Annotated in this window: 28 protein-coding genes and 1 pseudogene; 12 read left to right on the top strand and 17 right to left on the bottom strand. The window is 68.1% G+C overall.

Features of this window, described 5'->3' with window-relative positions; genetic code table 11:
• Positions 1-27 precede the first annotated feature (27 nt).
• Positions 28-1,122, top strand: coding sequence for a phosphoribosylformylglycinamidine cyclo-ligase (purM, locus tag NF20_RS01870; RefSeq protein WP_003877203.1), 1,095 nt, complete (start codon positions 28-30; stop codon positions 1,120-1,122).
• Positions 1,123-1,201: 79 nt separating this feature from the next.
• Here the strand turns inward: purM and NF20_RS01875 are convergent, their stop codons facing one another.
• Both NF20_RS01875 and NF20_RS01880 read right to left on the bottom strand, forming a co-directional pair.
• A complete protein-coding gene (locus NF20_RS01875) occupies positions 1,202-1,387 on the bottom strand; it encodes a DUF3073 domain-containing protein (RefSeq protein ID WP_003875800.1) in 186 nt (61 codons plus the stop codon).
• Between the two features lie 146 nt (positions 1,388-1,533).
• Positions 1,534-2,628 (bottom strand): YgfZ/GcvT domain-containing protein, encoded by a 1,095-nt coding sequence (locus NF20_RS01880; RefSeq protein ID WP_011723733.1) that lies wholly within the window; start codon positions 2,626-2,628, stop codon positions 1,534-1,536.
• Between the two features lie 110 nt (positions 2,629-2,738).
• Between NF20_RS01880 and NF20_RS01885 the strand changes: the two genes are divergently transcribed.
• Positions 2,739-3,608, top strand: a complete 870-nt coding sequence (locus NF20_RS01885) for an aminodeoxychorismate lyase (protein WP_019732695.1) — start codon at positions 2,739-2,741, stop codon at positions 3,606-3,608.
• Between the two features lie 271 nt (positions 3,609-3,879).
• On the opposite strand, the gene NF20_RS01890 is transcribed toward NF20_RS01885, so the two are convergent.
• From NF20_RS01890 to lmeA, 7 genes and pseudogenes are all read right to left on the bottom strand, one after another.
• Entirely contained in the window at positions 3,880-4,542 is a 663-nt protein-coding gene (locus tag NF20_RS01890; protein ID WP_019732696.1) for an FABP family protein, read from the bottom strand.
• Between the two features lie 145 nt (positions 4,543-4,687).
• A complete protein-coding gene (locus NF20_RS01900; RefSeq protein ID WP_003877205.1) occupies positions 4,688-4,990 on the bottom strand; it encodes a DUF1416 domain-containing protein in 303 nt (100 codons plus the stop codon).
• A gap of 1 nt (position 4,991) precedes the next feature.
• Entirely contained in the window at positions 4,992-5,825 is an 834-nt protein-coding gene (locus NF20_RS01905) for a sulfurtransferase (protein WP_003875806.1), read from the bottom strand.
• Positions 5,826-5,861: 36 nt separating this feature from the next.
• Positions 5,862-6,330 (bottom strand): annotated as a pseudogene (locus NF20_RS01910) (DUF4395 domain-containing protein).
• A gap of 103 nt (positions 6,331-6,433) precedes the next feature.
• On the bottom strand, positions 6,434-6,547 hold the full coding sequence (locus tag NF20_RS28850; protein WP_350337587.1) for a putative leader peptide: 114 nt from the start codon (positions 6,545-6,547) through the stop codon (positions 6,434-6,436).
• A 5-nt stretch (positions 6,548-6,552) separates the two neighbouring features.
• The gene (locus NF20_RS01915) at positions 6,553-6,972 is read right to left on the bottom strand and encodes a thioredoxin family protein (RefSeq protein WP_009974936.1); all 420 of its coding nucleotides are present in this window, start codon (positions 6,970-6,972) and stop codon (positions 6,553-6,555) included.
• A complete protein-coding gene (gene lmeA, locus NF20_RS01920; protein WP_019732698.1) occupies positions 6,969-7,781 on the bottom strand; it encodes a mannan chain length control protein LmeA in 813 nt (270 codons plus the stop codon). Before lmeA ends, NF20_RS01915 begins: the two co-directional genes overlap by 4 nt.
• A 168-nt stretch (positions 7,782-7,949) precedes the next feature.
• Here lmeA and NF20_RS01925 point away from each other — a divergent pair, with 168 nt between their 5' ends.
• The 6 genes from NF20_RS01925 to pstB all read left to right on the top strand — a co-directional run bounded on the left by NF20_RS01925 (position 7,950) and on the right by pstB (position 13,761).
• Positions 7,950-8,732 (top strand): winged helix-turn-helix transcriptional regulator, encoded by a 783-nt coding sequence (locus NF20_RS01925; protein WP_019732699.1) that lies wholly within the window; start codon positions 7,950-7,952, stop codon positions 8,730-8,732.
• Entirely contained in the window at positions 8,729-9,679 is a 951-nt protein-coding gene (mshD, locus tag NF20_RS01930) for a mycothiol synthase (RefSeq protein WP_019732700.1), read from the top strand. Before NF20_RS01925 ends, mshD begins: the two co-directional genes overlap by 4 nt.
• Positions 9,680-9,841: 162 nt before the next feature.
• Positions 9,842-10,966, top strand: coding sequence for a phosphate ABC transporter substrate-binding protein PstS (gene pstS / locus NF20_RS01935; RefSeq protein WP_009974939.1), 1,125 nt, complete (start codon positions 9,842-9,844; stop codon positions 10,964-10,966).
• A 51-nt stretch (positions 10,967-11,017) separates the two neighbouring features.
• Positions 11,018-12,061 carry a phosphate ABC transporter permease subunit PstC gene (gene pstC, locus NF20_RS01940; RefSeq protein ID WP_003877208.1) on the top strand — a complete coding sequence of 348 codons (1,044 nt, stop codon included), beginning with the start codon at positions 11,018-11,020 and terminating at the stop codon, positions 12,059-12,061.
• A complete protein-coding gene (gene pstA, locus NF20_RS01945) occupies positions 12,058-12,972 on the top strand; it encodes a phosphate ABC transporter permease PstA (protein ID WP_009974941.1) in 915 nt (304 codons plus the stop codon). Before pstC ends, pstA begins: the two co-directional genes overlap by 4 nt.
• A 12-nt stretch (positions 12,973-12,984) precedes the next feature.
• Positions 12,985-13,761, top strand: coding sequence for a phosphate ABC transporter ATP-binding protein PstB (pstB, locus tag NF20_RS01950; protein WP_003875815.1), 777 nt, complete (start codon positions 12,985-12,987; stop codon positions 13,759-13,761).
• Between the two features lie 129 nt (positions 13,762-13,890).
• On the opposite strand, the gene phoU is transcribed toward pstB, so the two are convergent.
• The 5 genes from phoU to NF20_RS01975 all read right to left on the bottom strand — a co-directional run bounded on the left by phoU (position 13,891) and on the right by NF20_RS01975 (position 19,890).
• Positions 13,891-14,559, bottom strand: coding sequence for a phosphate signaling complex protein PhoU (gene phoU / locus NF20_RS01955; protein ID WP_003875816.1), 669 nt, complete (start codon positions 14,557-14,559; stop codon positions 13,891-13,893).
• Between the two features lie 58 nt (positions 14,560-14,617).
• Entirely contained in the window at positions 14,618-16,630 is a 2,013-nt protein-coding gene (locus NF20_RS01960; protein ID WP_170924237.1) for an LCP family protein, read from the bottom strand.
• Positions 16,631-16,928: 298 nt separating this feature from the next.
• Complete coding sequence (dusB, locus tag NF20_RS01965; RefSeq protein WP_023866552.1) at positions 16,929-18,062, bottom strand: tRNA dihydrouridine synthase DusB; 1,134 nt, start codon at positions 18,060-18,062, stop codon at positions 16,929-16,931.
• 6 nt (positions 18,063-18,068) lie between these two features.
• Positions 18,069-19,091 (bottom strand): acyl-ACP desaturase, encoded by a 1,023-nt coding sequence (locus NF20_RS01970; protein ID WP_003875819.1) that lies wholly within the window; start codon positions 19,089-19,091, stop codon positions 18,069-18,071.
• A gap of 184 nt (positions 19,092-19,275) precedes the next feature.
• Positions 19,276-19,890, bottom strand: a complete 615-nt coding sequence (locus NF20_RS01975; protein WP_023861897.1) for a TetR/AcrR family transcriptional regulator — start codon at positions 19,888-19,890, stop codon at positions 19,276-19,278.
• Positions 19,891-19,958: 68 nt separating this feature from the next.
• On the opposite strand from NF20_RS01975, the gene NF20_RS01980 reads away from it, so the two are divergent.
• The gene (locus NF20_RS01980) at positions 19,959-21,032 is read left to right on the top strand and encodes an oxygenase MpaB family protein (RefSeq protein WP_019732397.1); all 1,074 of its coding nucleotides are present in this window, start codon (positions 19,959-19,961) and stop codon (positions 21,030-21,032) included.
• 16 nt (positions 21,033-21,048) lie between these two features.
• Here the strand turns inward: NF20_RS01980 and NF20_RS01985 are convergent, their stop codons facing one another.
• Genes NF20_RS01985 through NF20_RS01995 form a run of 3 tightly spaced genes read right to left on the bottom strand, consistent with a single transcriptional unit; the run spans position 21,049 to position 22,287 of the window.
• A complete protein-coding gene (locus NF20_RS01985) occupies positions 21,049-21,255 on the bottom strand; it encodes a hypothetical protein (protein ID WP_023861895.1) in 207 nt (68 codons plus the stop codon).
• A gap of 53 nt (positions 21,256-21,308) precedes the next feature.
• Positions 21,309-21,710 (bottom strand): ArsR/SmtB family transcription factor, encoded by a 402-nt coding sequence (locus tag NF20_RS01990; protein WP_024636831.1) that lies wholly within the window; start codon positions 21,708-21,710, stop codon positions 21,309-21,311.
• Between the two features lie 43 nt (positions 21,711-21,753).
• Positions 21,754-22,287, bottom strand: a complete 534-nt coding sequence (locus tag NF20_RS01995; RefSeq protein WP_179944044.1) for a nucleoside deaminase — start codon at positions 22,285-22,287, stop codon at positions 21,754-21,756.
• Positions 22,288-22,341: 54 nt separating this feature from the next.
• Here NF20_RS01995 and NF20_RS02000 point away from each other — a divergent pair, with 54 nt between their 5' ends.
• From NF20_RS02000 to NF20_RS27045, 3 genes are all read left to right on the top strand, one after another.
• Complete coding sequence (locus tag NF20_RS02000; RefSeq protein WP_033711303.1) at positions 22,342-23,238, top strand: class I SAM-dependent methyltransferase; 897 nt, start codon at positions 22,342-22,344, stop codon at positions 23,236-23,238.
• A gap of 331 nt (positions 23,239-23,569) precedes the next feature.
• Entirely contained in the window at positions 23,570-24,025 is a 456-nt protein-coding gene (locus tag NF20_RS02005) for a hypothetical protein (protein ID WP_023900268.1), read from the top strand.
• Between the two features lie 293 nt (positions 24,026-24,318).
• Positions 24,319-25,792: hypothetical protein (locus tag NF20_RS27045; RefSeq protein ID WP_155947428.1), on the top strand; the 1,474-nt coding region annotated here is incomplete at its 3' end.

Below are 25,792 nucleotides of genomic sequence, written 5' to 3' on the forward strand. Positions count from 1 at the left end.
CAGCGCCGACCGGTAGCCTTTATCGCGATGACGGATCCCGGAAAAAGCCCCGGACGCCACTCGGGCAGTCAGGGCATCACCTACGCGTCGGCCGGGGTGGACATTGAAGCCGGCGATCGCGCTGTCGAATTGTTCAAGCCGCTGGCGACCAAGGCCACGCGACCCGAGGTGCGGGGCGGCCTGGGCGGATTCGCCGGCTTGTTCGCGCTACGCGGCGAGTACCGCGAGCCGCTGCTGGCGGCCTCCACCGACGGCGTCGGGACCAAGCTGGCGGTCGCCCAGGCGATGGACAAGCACGACACCGTCGGGCTGGACCTGGTGGCGATGGTGGTCGACGACCTGGTGGTGTGCGGCGCCGAGCCGCTGTTCTTGCAGGACTACATCGCGGTGGGCCGCACGGTGCCGGAACGGTTGAGCGCCATCGTCAGTGGCATCGCCGAGGGCTGCGTGCGGGCCGGCTGCGCGCTGCTGGGCGGGGAGACGGCCGAACACCCGGGCCTGATGGAACCCGACCACTACGACATCTCGGCCACCGGCGTCGGCGTGGTCGAGGCCGACGACGTGCTGGGGCCGGATCGGGTCAAACCCGGCGACGTCATCATCGCGATGGGCTCGTCGGGTCTGCACTCCAACGGATACTCGTTGGCCCGCACCGTGTTGCTCGAGATCGACCGGATGAACCTGGAAGGCTATGTCGAGGAGTTCGGCCGCACACTGGGCGAAGAGCTGCTCGAACCCACCCGCATCTATGCCAAGGACTGCCTGGCGCTGGCCGCCGAAACCCACGTGCGCACGTTCTGCCACGTCACCGGTGGGGGACTGGCCGGCAACCTGGCGCGCGTCATCCCGCACGGGCTGGTCGCCGAGTTGGACCGCGGCACCTGGACCCCCGCGCCGGTGTTCGCCATGATCGCCCAGCGCGGCCGGGTGACCCGCGAGGAGATGGAGAAGACGTTCAACATGGGTGTCGGCATGATCGCCGTCGTCGCCCCCGAGGACACCGACCGGGCCCTGGCCATCCTGACCGCCCGGCACCTGGACTGCTGGGTGCTGGGCACCGTGGGCAAAGGCGGCAAGGCGGGACCGCGGGCCAAACTCGTGGGCCAACACCCGAGATTTTGAACGAGATTTTGCAATGGCCGCGCCGCGGTAGAACCAACACGGCGCCGGTGCAGTACGCATCGGCGCCGGATTGTCGCTGTTAGCCTCGCCAGCCGTCCTGGTCGTCCCAGGGTTGGTCGGAGCCGTCGGTGTCCAGGTCGTTGGAGTCGTCCGAACCCGTTCCCGACAGCTCGCGCTGAAGCCGCTGGAAGTCGGTCTGCGGAGAACTGTATTTGAGTTCTCGTGCAACCTTGGTCTGCTTTGCCTTAGCCCGGCCGCGGCCCATGGGGGAACCCCCTCGCGCAATAACGGAGCGGCCTAACGAGTAGGCGGCTCCGATCTCCTGGTGTCGTATTGTCCTGTCGACAGTTTACCGTGCCTCGCCACTGGGCGTCGGCGCCCCCTGCTCGCTGTGGCGGACGTTACCGTTCATTATCCCGCACCGCCCCGCAACCGTTCAACGGCCAACCGCCCGGCGCCGATCTGCTCGGCTGCAGGCAGCGAATCGGGGTCGATCACCGCGGCCACCGCGGCCTGCGGACCGGTTGCCAGCGCGGTGTCGGCGGGCAGCCCGCGCTTGAGCAGCGCCAGGGCGATCGGCCCGAGATCGACGTGGTCGACCACGGTGCCCAGCCGGCCGACCGCGCGCCCGCCGGCCTGCACCGGATCACCCGTCGCGGGCCGATCCACCGAGCCGTCGAGGTGCAGCAGCACCAGCATGCGGGGCGGTCGGCCCAGGTTGTGCACCCGCGCGACGGTCTCCTGCCCGCGGTAACAGCCCTTGTCCAGGTGGACGGCGCCCTGGCCGGGGCCGCCGATCCAACCCACTTCGTGCGGGATCGTGCGCTCGTCGGTGTCCACGCCGAGCCGCGGCCGCCGGGCGGCCACCCGGTGGGCCTCGTACGCCCATACGCCGCCGGGCCGTACTCCGGCCTGCGCCAAGCGATTCCGCCAGTCGGCGGCCTCGGCGCGCGGAACCACGAGGTCCAGTTCCAGCCGGCCGGCGGGGCCGGCCGGCATCCGGCGCAGGAAGCCGCCGCGGGTGGGCACCGCGGCCGCCTCGGCGGGCAGCGCATCCACCCCGAGCGCGTCGAGCACGGCCCGCTCCGCCAGCTTCGGGCCGAGCAGCGAGAGCACCGCCAGATCGGCGGCGGCCGGGGTGACGTCGGACCAGAACACCATCTTGCGCAGGTAGTCCAGCAGCGGCCCGGCCCGCCACGGCTCGGTGTCGAGGTAGGTGGTGCCCGCCAGCTCGGTCTGGATCCAGTGGTCCTCGACTCGGCCCTGGCCGTCGAGGCTCAGGTTCTGGGTGCTGGCCCCCTCGGGCAGGTCGCTGACGTATTGCGTCGAGATGCTGTGCAACCAGGTCTGCCGGTCGGCGCCGGTCAGGGTGAGCACACCGCGGTGTGACCGGTCGATGACCAGCGCCTCGGTCTCGGCCGCGCGCTGCTCGCCCAAGGGGTCGCCGTAATGCCAGACGGCGCCCGCGTCGGGTCCGGTGTCGGGGGCGGGGACTGGGTGGGTCACGAGTCAACTCTACGGACCGCGCGCGGCCCGCCTCGGGTGTGCGGCCGGCTTCACACTCGGCGGGCGACCGCGAGCCGATAGGCTTCACGACCATGGCTGGCCGGACGGGAGTGATCGTCACGCTGGACGGCGAGGTGCATGCGCCGGACGCGCCGCTGCTGCACGCCGACGACCTGGCGGCGGTGCGCGGCGACGGTGTCTTCGAGACGCTGTTGGTGCGCGACGGCCGGGCCTGCCTGATCGAATCGCACCTGCAGCGGCTGACCCAGTCGGCCGCGCTGACCGAGCTGCCGGAGCCGGATCTGCCGCGCTGGCGGAGCGCGATCGAGGCGGCCACCCGGCGGTGGTGTGCGGGCGGCGCCGACGAAGGCGCGATGCGGTTGGTCTACAGCCGCGGTCGGGAGGGCGGTTCGGTGCCGACGGCCTACGTCATGGTCACCGCCGTCCCCGACCGCGTCACCGCGGTCCGGCGCGACGGGTTGGCGGCGATCACCCTCGATCGCGGGCTGCCCGCCACCGGTGTCGACGCAATGCCGTGGCTGCTGGCCGGCGCCAAGACGCTGTCGTACGCGATCAACATGGCGGCCCTGCGTCATGCCGCCCGCCACGACGCCGGCGACGTCGTCTTCGTCAGCACCGACGGCTACGTCCTGGAAGGCCCGCGCTCGACCGTGGTGATCGCCACCGACTCCGAGGCGCCCGGCGGCGGCCCGTGCCTGCTGACGCCGCCGCCGTGGTATCCGATCCTGCGCGGCACCACCCAGCAGGCGCTGTTCGAGGTGGCCCGGGCCAAGGGCTACGACTGCGACTACCGGGCGCTGCGGGTCGCGGATTTGTTTGCCGCCCAAGGTGTTTGGCTGATCTCCAGCATGACGTTGGCCGCAAGGGTGCACACCCTCGACGGGCGCCCGCTGCCGCGCGCGCCGATGGCGGCCGAGTTCGCCGAGTTGGTCGACGCCGCCATCGTCAGCGATCGCTGAGCGCTGAATTCTGTTGTCGGCTCGCCGATCCGCGGGTACGGTCGGCCGTACACAAGGAAGGAGGTGGTCCGCGAAATTGATAGCTTCATGGACATGTGAGGTGGCTGCGCGCTAGCTGCGCCGGCTTTCGAAGAGCCGGCGTTATTTGTGCGCTGGCGAATTCCCCGTAGTCACCCGGCCCCCGAGCTTCCGGTTTTTGTCCGACCAGGAACACGGCTCGGGGGCCGCTCCATGTTCGGGGCGGATGTGCCTGGCCCAGACAGGCCGGCCGCTACCCGGCGAACCGGGACAGTCGCGCCGACAGATGCGGCACCAGCCCGCCGTCGGCATCCACCCGTTCCTCGACGTAGGCCAGATCTCCGCCTTCGACGATGCCGTAGAGCCGTTTGGCGCCGCCCACCAGCACACCGGATCGGCTGCGGGCCAGCGCATCGGTCACCAGCTCCCACGACGACTGGGTGCGCGGGCGCCCGTAGAACAGTTCGACGTAGCCCGCCGAATGCGCCAGCAGCAGTTCGATCGCCTGGGATTCGCTGGGATCGTCGGGATCGCGGACAAACCGCCAGAAACCGGTCTCGCGCAGGCCGCGCTCCTGGTAGTCACCCGTCTCGTTCAGCCGCCAGGACCTGGCCTCCCAGTTCAGGTAGTCGCCGCCGTCGTGGGAGACCACGATCTGCTGCCCGAACCGGTAGTCGCCGTCATGGCCCCGGCCCTCGCCCTCGCCGCGCCACACTCCGACCAGCGGCAGCAGTGCCAGCAGCGCGTCGCTGAGGTTGGCGCCCTCGCGCAGGTTCGCGGTGTCAGCGGGCAGGGGCAGGTCGTCGAAGGACGGGATGTTACGGCCGGCGGTCAGCTTGGCGCGCTCCGCGGCGGCGGCCACCGCCCGGTCGCCGGAGCTCGCCGGCCCCGACGGATCGTCGCCGGCGGGAGTCACGACTCGTCGGTGATGAGCCGGTACAGCGTGTAGAGCGCAAACCAGGAAATCACCACGACCGCCACGACCAGCATGATCTCGAAGAACAACACCACGGGGACAAGTCTATTCGTTCCCCGCTGTCCCGATCGGGTCAGCCGGTGCGTCAGGCGATCTTGACGTCGACCTCGTGGATGCCCGCACCCGACGGGGTGACCACGGCGTTGCCGTTACCGGCCGCCGAGAGTGCGCGCAGCGTCCAGGATCCCGGAGCGGCGAAGAAGCGGAAATCGCCGGTGGCCGACGCCACCACCTCGGCGGTGAACTCGTCGGACGAGTCCAGCAGACGCACGAACGCGCCGCCCACCGCCTGGCCGTCGCTGTCCACCACGCGGCCGGTGATCACCGTTTCCTTCTCCAGGTCGACGCTGGCGGGCAGCGTCACTCCTTGCTTCGGTGCAGAGCACATATCAGCTTCCCAACTCGATCGGGGCACCCACCAGGGAGCCGTATTCCGTCCAACTGCCGTCGTAGTTCTTCACATTCCGATGCCCGAGCAATTCATAAAGAACGAACCAGGTGTGCGACGACCGCTCGCCGATCCGGCAGTAGGCGATCGTCTCCTTGCCGGTGTCCAGGCCGGCCGCGGCGTACAGCGCGGCCAGTTCCTCGTCGGACTTGAAGGTGCCGTCCTCGTTGGCGGCCTTGCTCCACGGCACGTTGATGGCGCCGGGGATGTGGCCGGGCCGCTGGCTTTGTTCCTGCGGCAGGTGCGCCGGCGCGAGGATCTTGCCGGAGAACTCGTCCGGGGAGCGCACGTCGACCAGGTTCTTGACGTTGATCGCGGCGATCACCTCGTCCCGGAACGCCCGGATGCTGTTGTCCGGTGCGGCCGCGGTGTAGGAGGTCGCCGGCCTGCTGACGGGGTCGCTGGACAGGGTGCGGCCGTCCAGCTCCCACTTCTTGCGGCCGCCGTCGAGCAGCTTGACCTTCTCGTGGCCGTACAGCTTGAAGTACCAGTACGCGTAGGCGGCGAACCAGTTGTTGTTGCCGCCGTAGAGGATCACGGTGTCGTCGTTGGCGATGCCCCGCTCCGAGAGCAGCTTGGAGAACTGCTGCGCGTCGACGAAGTCGCGTTTGACCGGGTCCTGCAGATCGGAGCGCCAGTCCAACTTGATGGCGCCGGGGATGTGCCCGGCGTGATAAGCGCTGGTGTCCTCGTCGACTTCGACGAAGACGACGCCCGGGGTGTCGAGATTGCTCTCGGCCCAGTCGGTGGAGACCAGGACGTCGGAGCGTGCCATGGAGTGGATCCTTTCGATCGCTTTGGTTACGGCGGGTCAGGTGGAGCGCGCCGGGCGCCGGAAGCGGGCCACCAGCGGGTAGAGCTGGCAGCCCAGGCAGATGCCGAAGGCGGCGTTGAGGAACGCGGCGGCCAGGCGGCGGCGGTGGCGGCGAGGCCGAACAGCGAAGCGCCCGCGGCGAATCCGGCGGCTCCGAGCACCGCGAAGATCAGGCCGACGAGTTGGGCGAACTTCAACGGCGGGATGGGCTCGCGCTCCCGCACCGGGCCAGCCGCGGCGCGACGACGGCGGCGAATACTCGCCCGTAGGGGTGCTTGCGCGGTCCGCCGACCGCGCCGATCGCGAAGACGACGGCCTGGCCGGCCAGGATCACCGCCGCGGCGGGCGGACTGACCGCGGACACGGCCAGGGTCAGCACCAGCACTGCGGTGGTGACCCAAGCGGCGAATCGCGGTCCACGCACGTCGACCAGGTCGGGCTGCGTGGTGGTGTTGCTGCTCGGCAAGGTACTACTCCTCGATGCCCTGTTGCTCACGGAAACGATGATGGGAGAGACGCCACGGTCGGGATCCGGGGCCGCTCCGAGTGCTACGCGAAAGCGCGGCCACTCAGCAGCAACAGCAACAACAACAGCCCGCGGTGCGGCGCAGGTCGACTACGCGGCGCTTGGTGAGCATGGGCTCGAGGCGGGCTAACACGTCGGTCAGCTTACCTAATGACACCGTGGTCAGGCCAACAGCGGTTTCAGGGCGGAGCGCAGGTCGGCGGCGCCGGGCACTCCGGAGCTGCGGTAGCGCTGCCGGCCGTCGGCGTCGAAGATCAGCGTGGTGGGCAGCGACAGCACCGCATAGCGGCGGGCGGTGTCCGGGTGGGCGTCCAGGTCGATCTCGACGTGCGCCACGCCGCCCAGGTCGGCGCAGACCTGGTCGACCACCCGGCGCACCCGATCGCACGGCCCGCACCACGGCGCGCTGAAGTGCACGACGGTCGGTCCGTCGCGGGACAGCCCCAGCGCGGCGACGTCGTCGCCGGTGTCGCGCTGCGGCCCCGCGTCGATTTCCCGGATGCGTCCGGAGCGACGGGTCAACAGCCAGCCGGCCAGGGTTGCCGCGGCAAGCACCGCGAGGATCACGACGAGGGTGGTCATGATTGTTTGAACCCTTCGAGGGTCACGGTTACTCCGTACGTGATGCCCTCGATGATCACGTCGGAGCCGCGGGCCCCCTCGGTAGTGGGCGCGACGCCGAAGGGCAGCCGCTGATTGGGCAGCCTGCCGCTGAAGGCGTGCAGCACCGCGTCGTGCTTGTCGGCGGGCACGCTCTGGTCGGCGGTGTCCGATCCGGTCAGGACACCGGTCGGGGTGAACACCAGGGTCGCGGGGTCGTCGGGGGCGATGGACAGGTCGACCGAAACGCTCACCCGGTGGTCGAAGCCGGCCGATTTGGGGGTGCCGGTGAACACCAGCCCGTGACTGCCGGAGATGCCCGAGGCGGTGATGCCCCCGGTGGCGGTGTTGGTCTCCTTGGGCGGCGCCTCCACCATCAGGTCGCTGATGTTCAGATACCGGCCCAGGTGGGTGGAGTCGATGATGATGCGGCTCTCCAGCTTGCGCACCGCGAGCTTGGCGTCGGGTGCGATCAGCCAGGACGCCTGCGCCAGGTCCACCGAGTACATGGTGGCTTCCAGGGTGGCCTTGCCGGTCATCGCATGGCTGACGGCGTTGGCCTTGATCTCCAGCTGGTTGTAGTTGCCGCGCAGGGCCTGCGGAAGGAACGGAAACGCCACGATCGCCACGAACGGGTCGGTGCCCAGGTCGGCGGCCCTGCGCACGCTGGACGACAGCCGGTATTCGGCGTAGATGCTGGTCCCGTAGTCGACGCCGATCGCGCCGAGGGCGACCACGGCCACCAGGATCACCGTCGCGGCCACACCGATCAGCACCTTGCGCACCCGCATATTGTGGCGTAATCCCCGGGAGACGGTCGCCGGCGGACCGCCGGTGGCAGGGCTCACACCGGCTCATGTGCCACGCGAAAAAACCAGGTGACACGTTATCGTTAGATGACCTGGTCATGATGGCGTTGAGAATTGGGAGATGCCGTTCCCCCGAACTGGAGGGACTAGTTGGAGCTACTACTGCTGACCCCGGAGCTGCATCCCGATCCGGTCCTGCCGTCGTTGTCGCTGCTGGCGCACACCGTGCGAACCGCGCCGCCCGAACCTTCCTCGCTGCTCGAGGCCGGAACGGCCGACGCCGTCATCGTCGACGCGCGCACCGATTTGTCGTCGGCGCGCGGGCTGTGCCGGCTGCTGAGCACGGCCGGCCGGTCGGTTCCGGTGTTGGCGGTGGTCAGCGAGGGCGGGCTGGTGGCCGTCAACTCGGACTGGGGTCTGGACGAGATCCTGCTGCCCACCACCGGGCCCGCCGAGGTCGATGCGCGGCTGCGGCTGGTGGTCGGGCGCCGGGGCGGGCTGGCGGACCAGGAAAGCGCCGGCAAGGTCACCCTGGGCGAGTTGGTGATCGACGAGGGCACCTATACCGCCCGGTTGCGCGGCCGCCCGCTTGACCTCACCTACAAGGAATTCGAGTTGCTCAAATACCTGGCCCAGCACGCCGGCCGGGTGTTCACCCGCGCTCAGCTGCTGCACGAGGTGTGGGGATACGACTTCTTCGGCGGCACCCGCACCGTCGACGTGCACGTGCGCCGGCTGCGGGCCAAGCTGGGGCCCGAGTACGAGGCGCTGATCGGCACCGTGCGCAACGTCGGCTACAAGGCCGTGCGCCCGGCCCGCGGCCGTCCGCCGGTGGCCGAGGACGACGACGCCGAGTCCGAGTCCGACTCCGCGTCCGAATCCGACGCCGAGGACGTCCACGATCCGCTGGTCGATCCGTTGCACACTCAGTGACCGCGGCTGACTGGCGCCGCACGCTGAATCCGCAGGAGCAGCTCGAGGTGCGCGAACTCGTCGGTGCGGCAACCGAATTCGATGCGGTGGCGCCCGTCGGCGAGCAGGTGCTGCGCGAGCTCGGGCACGACCGCACCGAGCACCTGCTGATTCGCGGACCGGTGTCCGGCGGCGCCGCCGACGCCGTCGTCGGCTACCTCAATCTCACCCCGCCCCGCGACGCGCAGCCCCAGATGGCCGAACTCGTGGTGCACCCGCGGGCCCGTCGGCGCGGCATCGGATCCGCCTTGGCGCGCGCGGCGTTGGCGAAAACCGGTGCGGCCAACCGGTTTTGGGCGCACGGCACGCTCGAGCCGGCCCGGGCGACCGCGGCGGCGCTGGGCCTGTCGCCGGTGCGCGAACTGATGCAGATGCGACGCTCGCTGCGCGACCTCCCCGACAGCGTGCCCGCGGTGCCCGGGGTGCGCATCCGCACCTACGCGGGCCCGGCCGACGACGCCGAGCTGCTGCGGGTCAACAACGCCGCGTTCGCCTACCACCCCGAGCAGGGCGGCTGGACCGACGTCGAGCTGGCCGAGCGGCGCGCGGAACCGTGGTTCGACCCGGCGGGCCTGTTCCTCGCGTTCGGCGACGACGACAGCGATCGGCCGGGCCGGCTGCTGGGCTTCCACTGGACCAAGGTGCACCTCGACCAGCCCGGCCTGGGGGAGGTGTACGTCGTCGGCGTCGACCCCTGCGCGCAGGGCCGCGGGCTCGGGCAGGCGCTGACGGCCGTGGGGATCGAATGGCTGGCGCGACGGCTGGGTGCCGGCGACTCCGCGGCCGACCCCAGCGTGATGCTCTACGTGGAGGCGGACAACGTCGCCGCGGTGCGCACCTACCAGCGCTTGGGCTTCACCGCCTACAGCGTCGACACCGCATACGCGGTCCCACCGGCGGCCCACTGACCGCGGGTACGAACCCCGGCCGCCCAGATCGTTAATCTGGTCCTTACTACCCAGACGTTGCTGTGCGCCGCGTCGGCGCATATTTTCGCCGCGAGTTGGCAACCTGACAGTCATGCCCGCGGCGCCCGCACGCGTCGGTGAACGTGTCAAGAAAGCGAGATCGTGAGGCTGGACAGGCAGGGCGGGGCGCTGGCCGCCGCGGCGTTGGCGACGGCACTGGGCGCCGCGGCGCTGACCGGCTGCGGGAGCGACGAGAACCACCGCGGGACCGCCGCGCCGAGCATCAGCGGAACCACCGGCACCGCGGGCTGCGGCGGCAAGAACAAGCTGACCGCGGAGGGCTCGACCGCGCAGGAAAACGCGATCACGATGTTCAACCAGGTGTGGGGCCAGTACTGCCCGGGCAAGGGCCTGGCCTACAACCCGACCGGGTCGGGCGCCGGCCGCGAGCAGTTCATCGCCGGGCACGTGGATTTCGCGGGCGCGGACTCGCCGTTGGTCGCCGACCAGATCGGCCCGGCCGCCCAGCGCTGCGGCGGCAACCCGGCGTGGGACCTGCCGCTGGTGTTCGGGCCGATCGCGATCACCTACAACCTGCCCGGCAACCCGGCCCTGGTGGTCAGCAGTGACGCGGTGGCCAAGATCTTCACCGGCAAGATCACCAACTGGAACGACCCGATCCTGGCGGCCCTCAATCCCGGGGTGGCACTTCCCGACACCAAGATCACCCCGATCTACCGGACCGACTCGTCGGGAACCACCGATAACGTGCAGAAGTATCTGACCGCCGCCGCGCCGCAGAGCTGGGCCAAGGGCGTCGGCACCGAATTCCAGGGCGGCGTCGGCGAGGGCGCCGCGAAGTCGGCGGGAGTCATCCAGGCGGTGCGGGCCACCACCGGGGCCATCGGCTACGTGGAGAAGGGCTTCGCCGACCAGGCCGGCATGCCCTACGCCAAGATCGCCACCCGCGGTGGGGTGGTCCCGCTGACCAACGAGACCGCCGGAAACGCCGTCAACGCGGCCAAATTCCTGTCCGAGGGCGACGACCTGGTGCTCGACCTCCACGCCATGTACGCCTCCCAGGAGCCGGGCGTCTACCCGTTGCTGCTGGTGACGTACGAGATCGTGTGTTCGAAGGGGTACGACCCCGAGACGCTGGCGGCCGTGAAATCGTTTCTCGGCGTGGCCGCCACCAGCGGGCAGGACGGCCTTTCCACTGCCGGCTACATCCCGCTGCCCGATAAGGTCAGGCAACGACTGGTGACCGCGATCAATGCGTTGCAGTAGCCCGCGGGCCGGGGTTTCAGGGAGCGACGGCAGGACTGTGGTGGGCGCACCGTGACGGGGTTTTCCGGGCCGAATCCCACCGACGCGGGCTCGGGCGCGGTGGTCGCCGCGCCGTTCCCGGAGCCGTCGGCGACCCCCATCAGCCCCTGGGGGCAGGGGCGACCGCATGCGGGGGACCGGATTTTCCGCCGGCTGGCGCAGGCCTCCGGGGTGCTGATCGTGCTGGTGATCGCCGCGATCGCGGTGTTTTTGCTCGACCGCGCGGTGCCGGCGCTGCAGCGCAACCGCGAGAACTTCTTCGGCTACGGCGGTAACTGGGTCACCACCGACACCTCGGCGATGCATTTCGGGATCGCCAGCCTGCTGCCGGTCACCGTGTTCGTGTCGCTGTTCGCGTTGATCCTGGCGATGCCGGTGGCGCTGGGCGTCGCCATCTTCATCACCCACTACGCGCCGCGCCGCGCCGCCACCCCGCTGGCCTACGCCGTCGACCTGCTGGCCGCGGTGCCCTCGATCATCTACGGCGCCTGGGGCCTGTACGTGTTGGCGCCGCAGCTTCGACCCGTCGCCACTTGGCTCAACCACTCGATGGGCTGGTGTTTCCTGTTCGCCGACGGCAACACCTCGGCGGCCGGCGGCGGCACCATCTTCACCGGCGGAATCGTGCTCGCGGTGATGATCCTGCCGATCATCACCGCCGTCACCCGCGAAGTGTTCATCCAGACCCCGCACGACCAGATCGAGGCCGCGCTGGCGCTGGGCGCGACCCGCTGGGAAGTGGTCCGGACGGTCACGCTGCCGTTCGGCCGGTCGGGCTACATCAGCGGCGGGATGCTGGGGCTGGGCCGCGCCCTGGGTGAGACGGTCGCGCTGCTGATCATCCTGCGGGGCACCCAGTCGGCGTTCGGCTGGTCGCTGTTCGACGGCGGCTCCACCTTCGCCACCAAGATCGCGGGCGCCGCGGCGGAATTGGACGACCGCTTCAAGGCCGGCGCCTACATCGCGGCGGGGCTGACGCTGTTCGTGCTCACCTTCGTGGTCGACGCCCTGGCGCGCGGCGCCGTCGCCGGGGTGGGCAGGCGGGCGGGCCCATGACCTCGATGCTGGACCGCCCGCTCAAGTCGCGGACGTTCTCGCCGCTGTCCCGACGCCGTCGAGCCGCGAATTCCGTTGCGACCGTGCTGGTTTCGTTGTCGTTGCTGGTCGCGGTGACCCCGCTGGTGATGGTGCTGTGCTCGGTGGTCGTCAAGGGATTCAGGGCGATCACCTCGACCGTGTGGTGGTCGCACTCGCAGGCCGGGATGACCGCCTTCGTGACGGGGGGCGGTGCCTATCACGCGCTGGTCGGCACCGTGCTGCAGGGATTGGTGTGCGCCGCGATCTCCATCCCGATCGGCCTGATGGTGGCCATCTATCTGGTCGAGTACGGCGGCGGCACCCCGCTGGGCCGGCTGGCCTCGTTCATGGTGGACATCCTGAGCGGGGTGCCCTCGATCGTGGCGGCGTTGTTCGTCTATGCGCTGTGCGTGGCCACGCTGGGGCTGCCGCGCTCGGAGTTCGCGGTGTCGCTGGCGCTGGTCCTGCTGATGCTGCCGGTGATCGTGCGGGCCACTGAGGAGATGCTGCGGATCGTCCCGGTGGATCTGCGCGAGGCCAGTTACGCGCTGGGCATCACCAAGTGGAAGACCATCGCCCGGGTGGTCCTGCCCACCGGGCTGTCCGGCATCGTCACCGGCATCTTGCTGGCGATGGCCCGGGTGATGGGGGAGACGGCGCCGCTGCTGATCCTGGTCGGCTATGCACAGTCGATGAACTTCGACATCTTCAGCGGGTTCATGGGGACGCTGCCCGGCATGATGTACAACCAGGCGTCGGCCGGCGCGGGCATCAACCCCATCCCCACGGATCGGTTGTGGGGTGCCGCGTTGACCCTCATCCTGGTGATCGCCACGATCAATATCGTGGCCCGGGTGATAACCAAGTTCCTTGGCGCCAGAAAGTCATAGGCAGGAGCACGAGTGGCCAAACGGTTGGACCTCAAGGGTGTCAACATCTACTACGGGTCGTTTCACGCCGTCGCGGAGGTGACGCTGTCGGTGCTTCCGCGCAGCGTCACGGCGTTCATCGGCCCGTCGGGTTGCGGCAAGACGACGGTGTTGCGCACCCTCAACCGGATGCACGAGGTGGTGCCCGGCGGGCGGGTCGAGGGAAGCGTGCTGCTCGACGACGAAGACATCTACGGCCCCGGTGTCGACCCGGTCGGGGTGCGCCGGGCCATCGGCATGGTGTTCCAGCGGCCGAACCCGTTCCCCGCCATGTCAATTCGCGACAACGTGGTCGCGGGCCTGAAGCTGCAAGGGGTCCGCAACCGCAAGGTGCTCGACGAGACGGCCGAGTACTCGCTGCGCGGCGCCAACCTGTGGGACGAGGTCAAGGACCGGCTGGACAGGCCCGGCGGCGGACTCTCGGGCGGGCAGCAGCAGCGGTTGTGCATCGCGCGGGCCATCGCGGTGCAACCGGATGTGCTGCTGATGGACGAGCCGTGCTCGGCGCTGGACCCGATTTCGACGATGGCCATCGAAGAGCTGATCAGCGAGCTGAAGCAGGACTACACTATCGTCATCGTCACCCACAACATGCAGCAGGCCGCCCGGGTCAGCGACTACACCGCGTTTTTCAACCTGGAAGCCGTCGGAAAGCCGGGACGACTGATCGAGGTCGACGACACCGAGAAGATCTTCTCCAACCCCAGCCAGAAGGCGACGGAGGACTACATCTCGGGCCGCTTCGGTTAACTGAGCCCGGCGACGAAGCAGCTCGCGTAGCGAGGTGTGAGGAGTCGGGCAATCGGACCCAGCCCGGCGACGAAGCAGCTCGCGTAGCGAGGTGTGAGGAGTCGGGCAATCGGACCCAGCCCGATTCGCTTACTGCGAGGCGGGTTTCGTCTCTTCCTCGGGCAGTCTGCCGGTGGCCTGGAAGATGACCCGCCTGGCCACCTCGACGGCGTGGTCGGCGAAGCGTTCGTAGAACCGGCCCAGCAGCGTCACGTCGACGGCCGCCGCGACGCCGTGCTTCCATTCACGGTCCATCAGCACCGAGAACAGATGCCGGTGCAGATCGTCCATCGCGTCGTCCTCTTCGCGGATCCGGGCCGCCTTCTCCGGGTCGCGGGACAACACCACCTCTTGGGCGCTGTTGCCCAATTCGACTGCGATGCTTCCCATTTCGGCGAAATAACCGTTCACCTCTTCGGGCAGCGCGTGCTGGGGGTGGCGTCGACGGGCGATCTTGGCGACGTGCAGCGCCAGCGCGCCCATCCGGTCGATGTCCGCCACCATCTGGATGGCGCTCACGATGGCCCGCAGATCGCCGGCCACCGGCGCCTGTAATGCCAACAGTACGAAGGCGGTTTCCTCGGCGCGCGCGCTCATCGCGGCGATCGCTTCGTGGTCGCTGATCACTTGTTCGGCCAGCACCAGGTCGGCCTGCAGCAGCGCCTGGGTGGCCCGCTCCATGGCGACCCCCGCCAAGCCGCACATCTCGCCGAGCCGCTCGGACAACTCCGAGAGCTGCTCGTGGTAGGCGGTTCGCATGTGGTCCAGCGTACGTTCTTCGCGCCCGAAACAGTCGGCGGAACGCCGTCAAAACCGGTTACTCGCAGGTGGTGTCGGCCGCGTTGGTGACCGTCAGGTCCTCGGGCAGCTTGGCCGGCGCGTTGCTCGAGCCACGTTCGATCTGCAGGCTCATCGTCGAGCCGCTGGGTGAGGGAGCGGTGACCGACTTGAAATCGGGGCCCAGCACCACCTGCACGACCTGTCCGTAGCCGGACACCCGCTGCACCTTCGCGTTGGCGAACGAGGACGCCACCGTCGCCGCGGCCTCCTCGTTGCCCGGCGAGAACAACACCGTCGTCGTGTTCACCGAACTCGGATAGTCATCGGGGGTCATCACGTTGAAGCCGTCGCGCTTGAGCTGGCTGGTCGCCGTGGCCGCCAGTCCGCTCTGCGTGGTCGCGTTGGAAACCCGCACCGTCACACCGCTCGGCGAGGTCGTGGTGACCTGCTCGCGCTGCGGCTCCGGCGTCGGGGTGGGCGACTTGCGGGTGGTGGGCGCCTTCGGCGCGCCGGTGGTCGAACCGGAAGCGCTCAAATTCTGTGCGTTCTGGTCGTTTTCCTCGGGCAGCGGGTCGTCGTTGATGATGGCGTCGAACAGCGCGCGCATGTCCGACATCCGGGGCGGCTCGTCGCCGTTCTGGTCGGTGACGCCGGTCGGCACCGTCACGAAGGTGACGTGGCCGGCCGCCATGCCCTGCAACGACTGGCCGAGCTGGACGAGGTCCTTGGACTTCACGTTGTCGACGACGGTGTCGTTGATCACGAGGTTGACGACGTTGTTGAGCTTGTTGAGGTCGAGCAGGGTGTCCGCGGAGATCAGTGACCGCAGCAGCGAGGACAGGAACAACTGCTGGCGTTTGATGCGGCCGTAGTCGCCGTTGACCTCGGTGGTGACCTGGCGGGCCCGCACGTAGTTCAGGGCCGTGTCGCCGTCGAGGACCTGGCGCCCGCCGTGCTCGAGCACCGTGCCCAGCTCGTAGTCGTGCAGCGGGGTGCTCGAGCACACCTCGACACCACCCAGGGCGTCGACCATCTTCGCGAACCCGGCGAAGTCGACGGCGATGAAGTGGTTGATGCTCAGACCGGAGAGCTTCTGGATTTCCTTCACCAGACACTTGGGGCCGCCGAACGCGAACGCCGAGTTCAATTTGGTCTCGGTGTAGACCATCTTCGGGCCCCAGCTCTTGGTCTTCGGGTCATAGATGGGCCCGTACTTGCCGGTGCTGGGGTCCCACGCCTCGCACTGCATCGGGGTGATCGCCAGGTCGCGGGGGAACGACACCGCCACCACGCGTTTGCGGTTGGCCGGGATGTTGACCAGCATCACGGTGTCCGAGCGGGCGCCGTCGGCGTCGTCGGTGCTGCCGGCACCCATGTTGGCGTTGTCGCCGGCGCGCGAGTCCAGGCCGACGATCAGAAAGTCTTCGTCGCCGTACTGTCCGCCCGGGTCCCGGATGTCGCTGGAGTTGCGGTCGAGCGCGTTGATCGTGTTGAGCCGGGCGTTTTTCGACGCGCTCCACTGCCACGCCCCGCCGGTCGTCGCCAGGGCGAGCACGGCGGCCAGGGCCGCCACCGACCGCCCGGCCATCAGCATCGGACGGCGCCGGCGCCGGGGTTCCCCGGCGGCCGTATCGGCGGCGTCGGCGCTCTGCTGGTCGGAGTCCCCGTCGTTGGGGTAGTCGGTGGCCATCAGCTCGCGAAGCTCGGAGACCGCGTCCACCGAGTAGGCCAGGTCGTCGATCACCTGGGTCTGCTGCAGCTCGAGCGGCAGCCCCGACGCGGGCCCGGGCGGCTCGGGCTCGGGTTCGACAGGCTCGGGTTCGAACGGCTCGGTCTCCTCCCGAGCCGCGCGACGGTGCACGGGCCGGTTCGGGGCGCCGACCTTGGCGATCAGATCGGCGACGGTGACGCCGCCGCCGGTGTGGCATCCGCCCGGCTCGTCGTCGTCCTCGGGTGCGGCGACGGGCTCGAGGGCGGCGTCCGGTCGCCATCGGTGCAGGCGGTCGTCGGGCGGGGGTTCGAAGAAGCGCTCCCAGGGAGCGGCGGCCAAGCTGGGCGACGGGCCGACCGGGATCGGTTGAACGCGAGCCGCGCCCGGTCCGTGCCGACCGTTACGAGTGCCGTCGCTCTCGGCGTCACTCATGTCCTACCGGCCTCCGAAGCTCTGATGCAGACGTCAGCGTGTTGGCGTGCCCTCAGCGCGGCACCGCATCCCCGGTGCCGCCGCTGGTGCCACCCTTTTCGTCGCGTTCGCCCGGTGCGTGCCAACCTCATCCGCCACCCATGCGCATGCAACAAAGCCCACATCGTACTGAGTTCTCGGTCCGGACGCGATTCCGCGCGGTGACTCAGCCGCCGGAGTGCATGACGTCGGCGCCGGCCGGCACCGTGCAGTCGTCCGGGTCGTCGAGCCAGCCCTCCGGCAGCACCACCCGGGCGGGTGAACCCTGCCGCCCCCGGGGCCCGGTCGCCTCGTCCGGGAACGGCACCGAGCCGTCCAACCGGTCGAGCAGGCGGTCCAGCTCGTCGAGCGTCTTGACCATCGCCAGCGCGCGCCGCAGCTCGGAACCGGCCGGGAAGCCGTGCAGGTACCAGGCGATGTGCTTGCGGATGTCGCGCATGCCCTTGTCCTCGCCGAAGTGGGCGGCCAGCAGCCGCCCGTGCCGGCGCACGATGTCGGCCACCTGCCCCAGGGTGGGCGGCGTGGGCGGCGGGCTGCCGGTGAACGCGGCCGACAGCTCGGCGAACAGCCACGGCCGGCCCAGACAGCCGCGGCCGATGACCACGCCGTCGCACCCGGTGGCGGCCATCATGGTCAGCGCGTCGCTGGCGTCGTAGATGTCGCCGTTGCCCAGCACCGGAATGGTGCGCACCTGCTGCTTGAGCAGGGCGATCTGTTCCCAGTCCGCGGTGCCGGAATACCGCTGCGCCGCGGTGCGGGCGTGCAGCGCGACCGCCGCGGCACCCTCGGCCTCGGCGATGCGCCCGGCATCCAGATGCGTGTGGTGCTCGTCGTCGATACCGATGCGGAACTTGACGGTCACCGGTATCTCGGTGCCCTGCGTGGCGCGCACCGCCGCGGCCACGATCTGCCCGAACAGGCGTCGTTTGTAGGGCAGCGCCGAGCCGCCGCCGCGCTTGGTGACCTTGGGCACCGGGCAGCCGAAGTTCATGTCGATGTGATCGGCCAGGCCCTCGTCGGCGATCATCTTGGCTGCCGCGTAGGTGGTGGCCGGGTCGACGGTGTAGAGCTGCAGCGACCGCGGCGACTCGTCGGGGGCGAACGTGGTCATGTGCATGGTGGCCGGGTGCCGCTCGACGAGCGCGCGTGCCGTCACCATTTCGCAGACGTAGAGTCCGCTGACCGTCCCGACCAGCTCCCGCTCCAGCTCACGGCACAGGGTGCGAAACGCGACGTTGGTGACCCCGGCCATGGGAGCCAGCACCACCGGGCTGGCCAGCTCGATGGGGCCGATACGCAACGCTGGTTACCGCCGGCTCATTGTCAGCGTGCCCGCGGTGGTGTGCAGCTCCAGCGCGGTGGTCCGCTTGCCGGTGCGGGCTTCCCGCTCGAGCTGGCGCCGCTTGGAGATCTCGAACTTGTCGCACGTCGTCTCGAGCTCCTTGATCAGCAGCGCCAGGTCGTCGCGCAGCGCGGCGGCCTCGCCGGTGAAGTCCTCGCGCTCGAAGATGCGCCACTTCTTGAGCACCGGCATGACGACGTCGTCGAGGTGGATGCGCGGGTCGTAGACGCCGCCGACGGCGATCATCACGGCCTTGCGCCGGAACTCGGGCACCTGGTAGCCGGGCATCTGGAAGTTGCGCAGCACCTTGTGCAGCGACTTCATCGCCTGGTTGGGCGCGATCGCGAAGCCGGCCTCGCTGACGTCGCGGTAGAAGATCATGTGCAGGTTCTCGTCGGCCGAGATCTTGGCCAGCATCTGGTCGGCGATCGTCTCGTTGCAGGCCTTGCCGGTGTTGCGGTGCGAGATCCGGGTGGCCAGTTCCTGGAAGGTGACGTAGATGACCGAATCGAACAGGCTCTCGGCGAACAGGTCCTCGCGCACCTGGTGGTTCTGGCCCGGGCTGAAGCCACGGTTGACCACCTCGATGCGCAGCTTCTCCAGCTCGACCGGGTCGACCGCGCGGGTGACCACCAGGTAGTCGCGCAGCGCGATCCCGTGCCGGTTCTCCTCGGCGGTCCAGCGGTTGACCCACTGCCCCCACGGGCCGTCCATGCCGAAGTTCATCGCGATCTCGCGGTGGTACGACGGCAGGTTGTCCTCCGTCATCAGGTTCTGCACCATCGCCACCTGGGCGACGTCGGAAAGCTTGGACTGGCCGGGTTCCCAGTCCTGCCCACCGAGCGCGTAGAAGTTCTTGCCGTCCGACCACGGGATGTAGTCGTGCGGGTTCCAGTTCTTGTGCATGCTCTCGTGCCGGTTCAGGTATTTCTCGACGAACGGCTCGAGCTCCTGCAGCAGCTGTAGGTTTGTCAGCTCGGCTGACATAAGGCCTCCAGTTATCTGTGTCGATGGGTAGCACTCAATATATCTGTGTACCTCAGTAGCATCAAGTTCCTCGTCCGGCGCGGCAAACGGCGATTTTGGTGCCGGTTTCCGGGCCAGTCCGGCCCCGTGCGGCCGTGCCGGGCCCAGCGATACGGCTTGCCGATCCGGCCGAGATGCAAACCCGCTACTGCGATTTGCCGAGCTCGCCGGCCGACACGTACGGGGCGGCGGTGATGTAGAGCATGTTGGTGCAGTAGTCGATGAACTGCTTGCGGGTGGCTCCGAGCTGACCGTGCAGGTAGGCGGTGAACAGGCTGGACAGCCCGCCCACCAGGCTGGTGGCGATCATCTTCTGCAGCACCGCGTCGCCGATCCGGGACAGCTTGCGCTGCAGCAGGTCGATGAAGTTGGGCATCCACTCCGCGCCGGAGCGGGTCAGCACCGGTTCCACCGCCGGCGCCAGCAACAACACCCGGCCGCGCACCGGGTCGTCCACCATCAGCTCGACGAACCGTTCGACCGCCTCCCGCGGGGTGGTCGCCGACGTCAGGGTGTTCATCGCGCGGGTGCACACGTCGTCGTAGACCGCGCGCACGAACTCGTCACGGTCGGTGAAGCTTTCGTAGAAGTAGCGCTCGGTCAGCGCCGCCTTGCGGCACACCGCGCGCACGGTCAGCGCCGGGCCGCCGGAACCGCCGAGCAACTGCACCCCGGCGTTGATGAGGTTGTCGCGGCGAAGCGCGAGGCGACTCTCCAGGGGCACGCCGGTCCAGCGGCCCCGTCGTTGACCCGTCTGCACATCGCTCCTAAGCTGAAAACTTGACAACGGTTGTAGTCAAAAATTCACATACCCACAGGAATCCAATAGTGACTCAAGATACGTCCGCATCGCGCCCCCTGACCAGCGACGTAACGGGCAGCGATGCGGCCGGTCGCACTGAGCAGTCGATTCCGGCCCGGCCGGCGGATGCCGGCGCCGCGCTCGCCGGCGGCTGCCCGGTTTCGCCGCTGGGCTATGAGGCCCCGCCCTCGCCGCTCGGCCCTGACTCGCTGACCTGGAAGTACTTCGGGGACTGGCGGGGCATGCTGCAGGGCCCGTGGGCCGGTTCGATGCAGAACATGCACCCGCAATTGGGCGCGGCCGTGCTGGACCATTCCACCTTCTTCCGCGAGCGCTGGCCGCGGCTGCTGCGCTCGTTGTACCCCATCGGCGGCGTCGTGTTCGACGGCGATCGCGCTCCGATCACCGGCGCCGAGGTGCGCGACTACCACACCGACATCAAGGGCGTCGACGAGCAGGGCCGGCGTTATCATGCGTTGAACCCCGACGTCTTCTACTGGGCGCACTCCACCTTCTTCGTCGGCACCATCCATGTGGCCGAACGGTTCTGCGGCGGCATCACCGAGGAGCAGAAGCGGCAGCTGTTCGACGAACACGTGCAGTGGTACCGGATGTACGGCATGAGCATGCGCCCGGTGCCCAAGTCGTGGGAGGAGTTCCAGGAGTACTGGGATCACATGTGCCGCAACGTGTTGGAGAACAACGAGGCGGCCCGGGCCGTGCTGGATCTGACCGAGTTGCCCAAACCGCCGTTCGCGCAATGGATTCCGAACCGCCTGTGGGCCGCGCAGCGCAAACTGTTGGCGCCGTTCTTCGTCTGGGTGACGGTCGGCCTGTACGACCCGCCGGTGCGGGAGCTGATGGGCTACCGGTGGTCGGCCCGCGACGAGTGGTTGCACCGGCGCTTCGGCGACCTGGTTCGTATCGTGTTCGCCTTGGTGCCCAGCAGATTCCGCAAGCACCCGCGCGCCCGCGCCGGACTGGACCGCGCCAGCGGCCGGATCCCGCTCGACGCCCCGCTGGTGCAGACCCCGGCGCGCAACCTGCCGCCCGAGGACGAACGCGGAAATCCCAAGCACTACTGCCCGATGGTGTCGTAGCCGGGCGCCGACGGGCTTAGGCGTGGGCGTGCTGGTGCACGTCCTCGAGGCCCGCCTGATGCACGTGCCGATGGGTGTGTTCGGTGCCGTCGGTGTGCGCGTGGGCGTGCTCGTGCTCGACGTGGTCGTGCTCGTGCGTGGTGTGCGCGTGCGCGTGCGTCACGCCGCTGTGCTGATGTTCGTGCGTGTGCGGTGCGTCGTGGGTGTGCTGTTCGCTCATCATGTTCTCCGTTGCGTGAAATACCTTGCGTGAAATACGTTGTGCCGCCGGCTGACTCAGCGCACGGCGCCGCGCGGCCGGTGGCGTGACGATGCGGCCACCGACTTGAGCCCGCCCTCGCCGCGGTGGTGGCCCGGCACCCCGGGACCGGCGTGCTCGGCGTTGAACACCGCGTCGATCACCAGCTGGCGAACATGCTCGTTCTCCAGGCTGTAAAAGATCGTGGTGCCCTCCCGGCGGGTGCGGACCAGACGGGCCATCCGCAGCTTGGCCAGGTGTTGGGACACCGACGGTGCCGGCTTGCCCACGTGCTCGGCGAGTTCGTTGACCGACATCTCGCGGTCGGTCAACGACCAGAGCACCTGCACGCGAGTGGCATCGGCCAGCATCCGGAAGACCTCGACGACCAGACGTACCTGGTCGTCGGGCAGCCGGCCTGCACTACTATCTGCATGCATACGCAAATACTAGCGAAGCTCGGCCGGCCTGCCAAGGCGCGGCTCAGTCCGACGGCACCACCGTCGACCGGCGCCGGCCGCCGTTGCGCTCGTTCCACAGCCGGTAGACGTCCACGGCGTCCGGGTGCGGCCGATAGCGCATCGGAAGCCGGCGCTCGTCGAACGGCTTGGCGAATTCGGCGTAGAAATTCGACAATTCGAAGTACTTGCGGTCGTCCACGTAATACGGCTCGTAGCTTTCCCGGGTGGTCAGAAAAACGACTTCTCTGGGCGAGCAGTAGTACAGCGCGCCCAGGCACATCGGGCACGGGTGCGCCAGCACATAGATGGTGGCGTCGACGAGATGCTCGGTGCCCAGCTTCAGACAGGCCGCACGGATGGCCAGGATCTCCGCGTGGGCGGTGGGGTCGTTGGTCTGGGCCGCCTTGTTGGCGCTCTGGGCGAGGACCTCGCCGTCCTGGACGATCACCGTGGCGAACGGGCGGCCGCCTTCGGCCACGTTTTGGCGGGCCAGGTCGATGGTCCGCCGGGCGAAATCGGTCACGAATTGCAGGGTAGTCCGCGCGGCCTCGTGCAATCGGCCCTGTTTTACTGACTAGATCGTCTATTCAAATCCGGGATGAGGAACACCATGGCGCGCACCGACCGTGATCGTTGGGACCTGGCGACCAGCGTCGGGGCGACCGCGACCATGGTGGCGGCCCAGCGGGCGCTGTCCTCGGATGCGAACTTGATCGACGACCCCTACGCCGCGCCGCTGGTGCGGGCGGTCGGCATCGACGTCTACGTCCGGTTGGTGGACGGGGAGATCCAGCCCGGGACGTCCGAGTTCGACCCGCATCGCATGGCGAAGGGGATGGCTTGCCGGACAAGGTTTTACGACGACTTCTTCCTTGACGCCGCCCGCGCCGGCGTCGGCCAGGCGGTGATCCTGGCCTCGGGACTGGACGCGCGCGCCTACCGCCTGCCCTGGCCGGCCGGCACCGTCGTCTACGAGGTCGACATGCCCGACGTGATCGAGTTCAAGACCCTGACGCTGGCCGACCTCGGCGCGCAGCCGACCGCGCAGCGGCGCACGGTCGCGATCGACCTGCGCGACGACTGGGCCGCCGCGTTACGGGAAGAGGGGTTCGACCCGCAGGCTCCCGCCGCGTGGAGCGCCGAGGGCCTGCTGGTGTATCTGCCGGAACAGGCCCAGGACGCGCTGTTCGACAACATCACCGCGTTGAGCGCCCCGGGCAGCCGGCTGGCTTTCGACTTCGTGCCCGACACCGCCGTTTTCGCCGACCCGCGCTGGCGCGCCCACCACGACCGGATGAGCGAGCTCGGGTTCGAGGTCGATTTCAATGACCTGGTCTACCACGGCGAGCGCAGCCACATCGTCGACCACTTGAGCGGGCGGGGCTGGCAGGTCACCTCGAGGACGATCGCCGAGCTGCATGCGGCCAACGGCTTCGCCTACGCCGCCGACGACGTCGCCGCGGCCTTCGCCGACGTCACCTACAGCAGCGCCGTGCTCGGCGGGTAATACCGAGGCCGCCGGCGTGCAACTGTCACGCATCAGCCGACGTCATATACGTCTGGTGCCCCCACTAGGACTCGAACCTAGGACCTGCGGATTAACAGCCGCTAGGTGGAACGCACTTGCCGTCGCTGCATTGTCCGCCAGTGATCCCGCAGCGGCCACAGAAAGCGCTTCTGAACTGGGCAGAAAGGGTAGTCACGGTCTAGCAGGTGCTGTGTCGCGCGTTCGCCCTGTTCGGCACGTCGCGCAAAGTCTGCTGACACGCTGCTGACAAGTCCGCCGCGCCGCGCTGAAATTGGCAGGCACTGTCATGGGCCTATGGCACGATCGATGCGTGGACCCGCTCACAATTGTTGTTGCAGCTGTTGCTCTCGGAGCGCAGGAAGGCGTACGGGAGACGGTGGCGGCTGCCGTCAAGGACACCTACGCCGGGCTCAAGCGGCTCATTACGGACCGCTACAAGGGCGTCGACCCCACCGGCGTCGAGAACAAGCCAAGCTCCGAAGCGAAGCGGGCCTCGCTGGAAGAAGACCTGAAGGATGCAGGCGCAGAGCAGGACGCGGACCTCTTGGCTGCGGCGAAGGCGGTCATCGAAGCCGTCCGCGCGGACAATCCCCAGGCGGGAGAACCAATTGGGGTCGACCTGGAGAGGATCGAAGCGGAAGCGCTTCGTATCCAGAATGTGCAATCGACCGGTGGGGGAGTTCGCGTTCGCGATGCAAAGGTCGCCGGGGCTATCGATATCAGCGGTGTGTCGTCGGGCCAGACGGGACCACCGGCCACCCCTTAGCGGGCGCGGCAGCATCTGAAGGTTCTGCTGCCGCGCCGTTAGTGCATCTAAGCGGTAACACTGTTGGCCGTGATCTCAACGTCACTCTGGGCAATCCATCGGTCTACGAAACGATGGGGCGGGACGCGTACCTTGCTCGGGCTTTAGAAGATTCGGATTCACGGATCGAACGGCGACGGGCTGGTGCGGGTCTCGACGAAGCTCAGGTTGCGCGGATTCAGCACCTCCTACCTCAGGTACCTCACCAGTTGAGAGGGTTGTCGAGCGGTCAATTCATCGTTCTGACAGGCGCATTGGGAACTGGCAAGTCGGACAGAGCCGAGGGCTGGATTCGTAGTGCGGCAGAGTTGGCGCAGAGCGATCCCGATGCTCCGTTACCGGTTTGGGTTGCCATAGACGACCTCGAGTCCTCGCTAGAGGTCCACCTCCAGCGCGAAGTCGGTGTACTGGCGCTTGAAACTGTCGGCGCAGATATCGTCATCGACGGCCTAGACCAACGCGCAGACCGTGCCGAAAGGACCATTGGCTACGCGGATTCGCTTACACGACGGTGGCCGCGTTCGCGCGTTGTCCTGACATCCCGTGCAACACACAATGTTCGCGACAGCGTGGTGATCCGAGTCGACCCAATGCCGAAGTCTTATGGTCGGAAACTGGTGAGCTTGGTGGCCGGTACAGCACAGGTCGGCGACCTGCGACCTGAAATCGAGGAAGCTCTTGAACGGCCTCTGTTCGCCTTGTTGATCGGACAGCAGGCCAGTTCGGGCGAACTCACCACGATGACGGAAGTCATTGAGGGTGTTGTCCGCAAGGTCGTTGGGAGGGAGGACAAGGACCTTTATCCCCACCTACGGCAATTGGCCATCCGAACAACAACGACTGCACGTCCCGTCGACCCCGAGAGCTTTGTTGACTTCGATGTGGCTTCCAAGCTTCGAGATTCGCCGTTCCTGACAACGACAGCGCACGGTTTGTCATTCTCGTTGGCAACCTTCGAGCAGTGGTTTGCTTCGCGGGCCGTGCTCGAAGAGGCTGTTTCACTGGACGACATTCTGGTGGACCTGCCGTCGTTCGACCGATGGAAGTACGTGCTGTCAATAGTGCTCGCGTCTGGTGAACCATCACGAGTAGATCCAGTGATGGCGCGCATCGCGCGTTGGAACCCTGGGGCAATTGGATGGATCATCAACGAGACTGAAAGCGCAGGACTAAACCGATACAGGGAAGATTCGTCAGATTCCCAGCAGCAGATGGGTTACCGCCTGCGGTTTGCACTTGAGGCGATGCTCGACGGTCTAGGGCCACTGTCCGCGGCCTTCACACCTTTTGCAACTACCGGCCTCGACTCGTTGGAGCACTTCTCCCTTGGGCTCGAATACGGCGGTGAGAGGGTCAGCACTACATGGCTCATATCGAATCAGGTCCCAGATAACCCCCTTCCGCCACTAATTGACGCATCGGTTGAGGTATCCACCAACCGTTGGTTCTCTATCGAAACAGCCGCAATGCCCGCTTCGCGGAACTGGGTGTGGGCTGCTGCGCGAAACATCTTGGCGGGCGACCTAAGCGAGTGTCTAACGTCGGTCGCCATCCGCATAGCCAGCCAACATGACGGTGTTGTGCGGCGCGAGGTGGAAGATCTTCGGCGAAGGAATGTAACTGACCCAACGGATCTCGACGACATCGGTCGCGGCTTATATGGCAGTATCTACCCGCTGCCTGACGTTATGCCGGGTCGGAATGGCTGGCCCGGGTTCTCGCTGGAAT

It is taken from the genome of Mycobacterium sp. MAC_080597_8934 (genome assembly GCF_000523975.1).
GTDB lineage: Bacteria > Actinomycetota > Actinomycetes > Mycobacteriales > Mycobacteriaceae > Mycobacterium > Mycobacterium avium.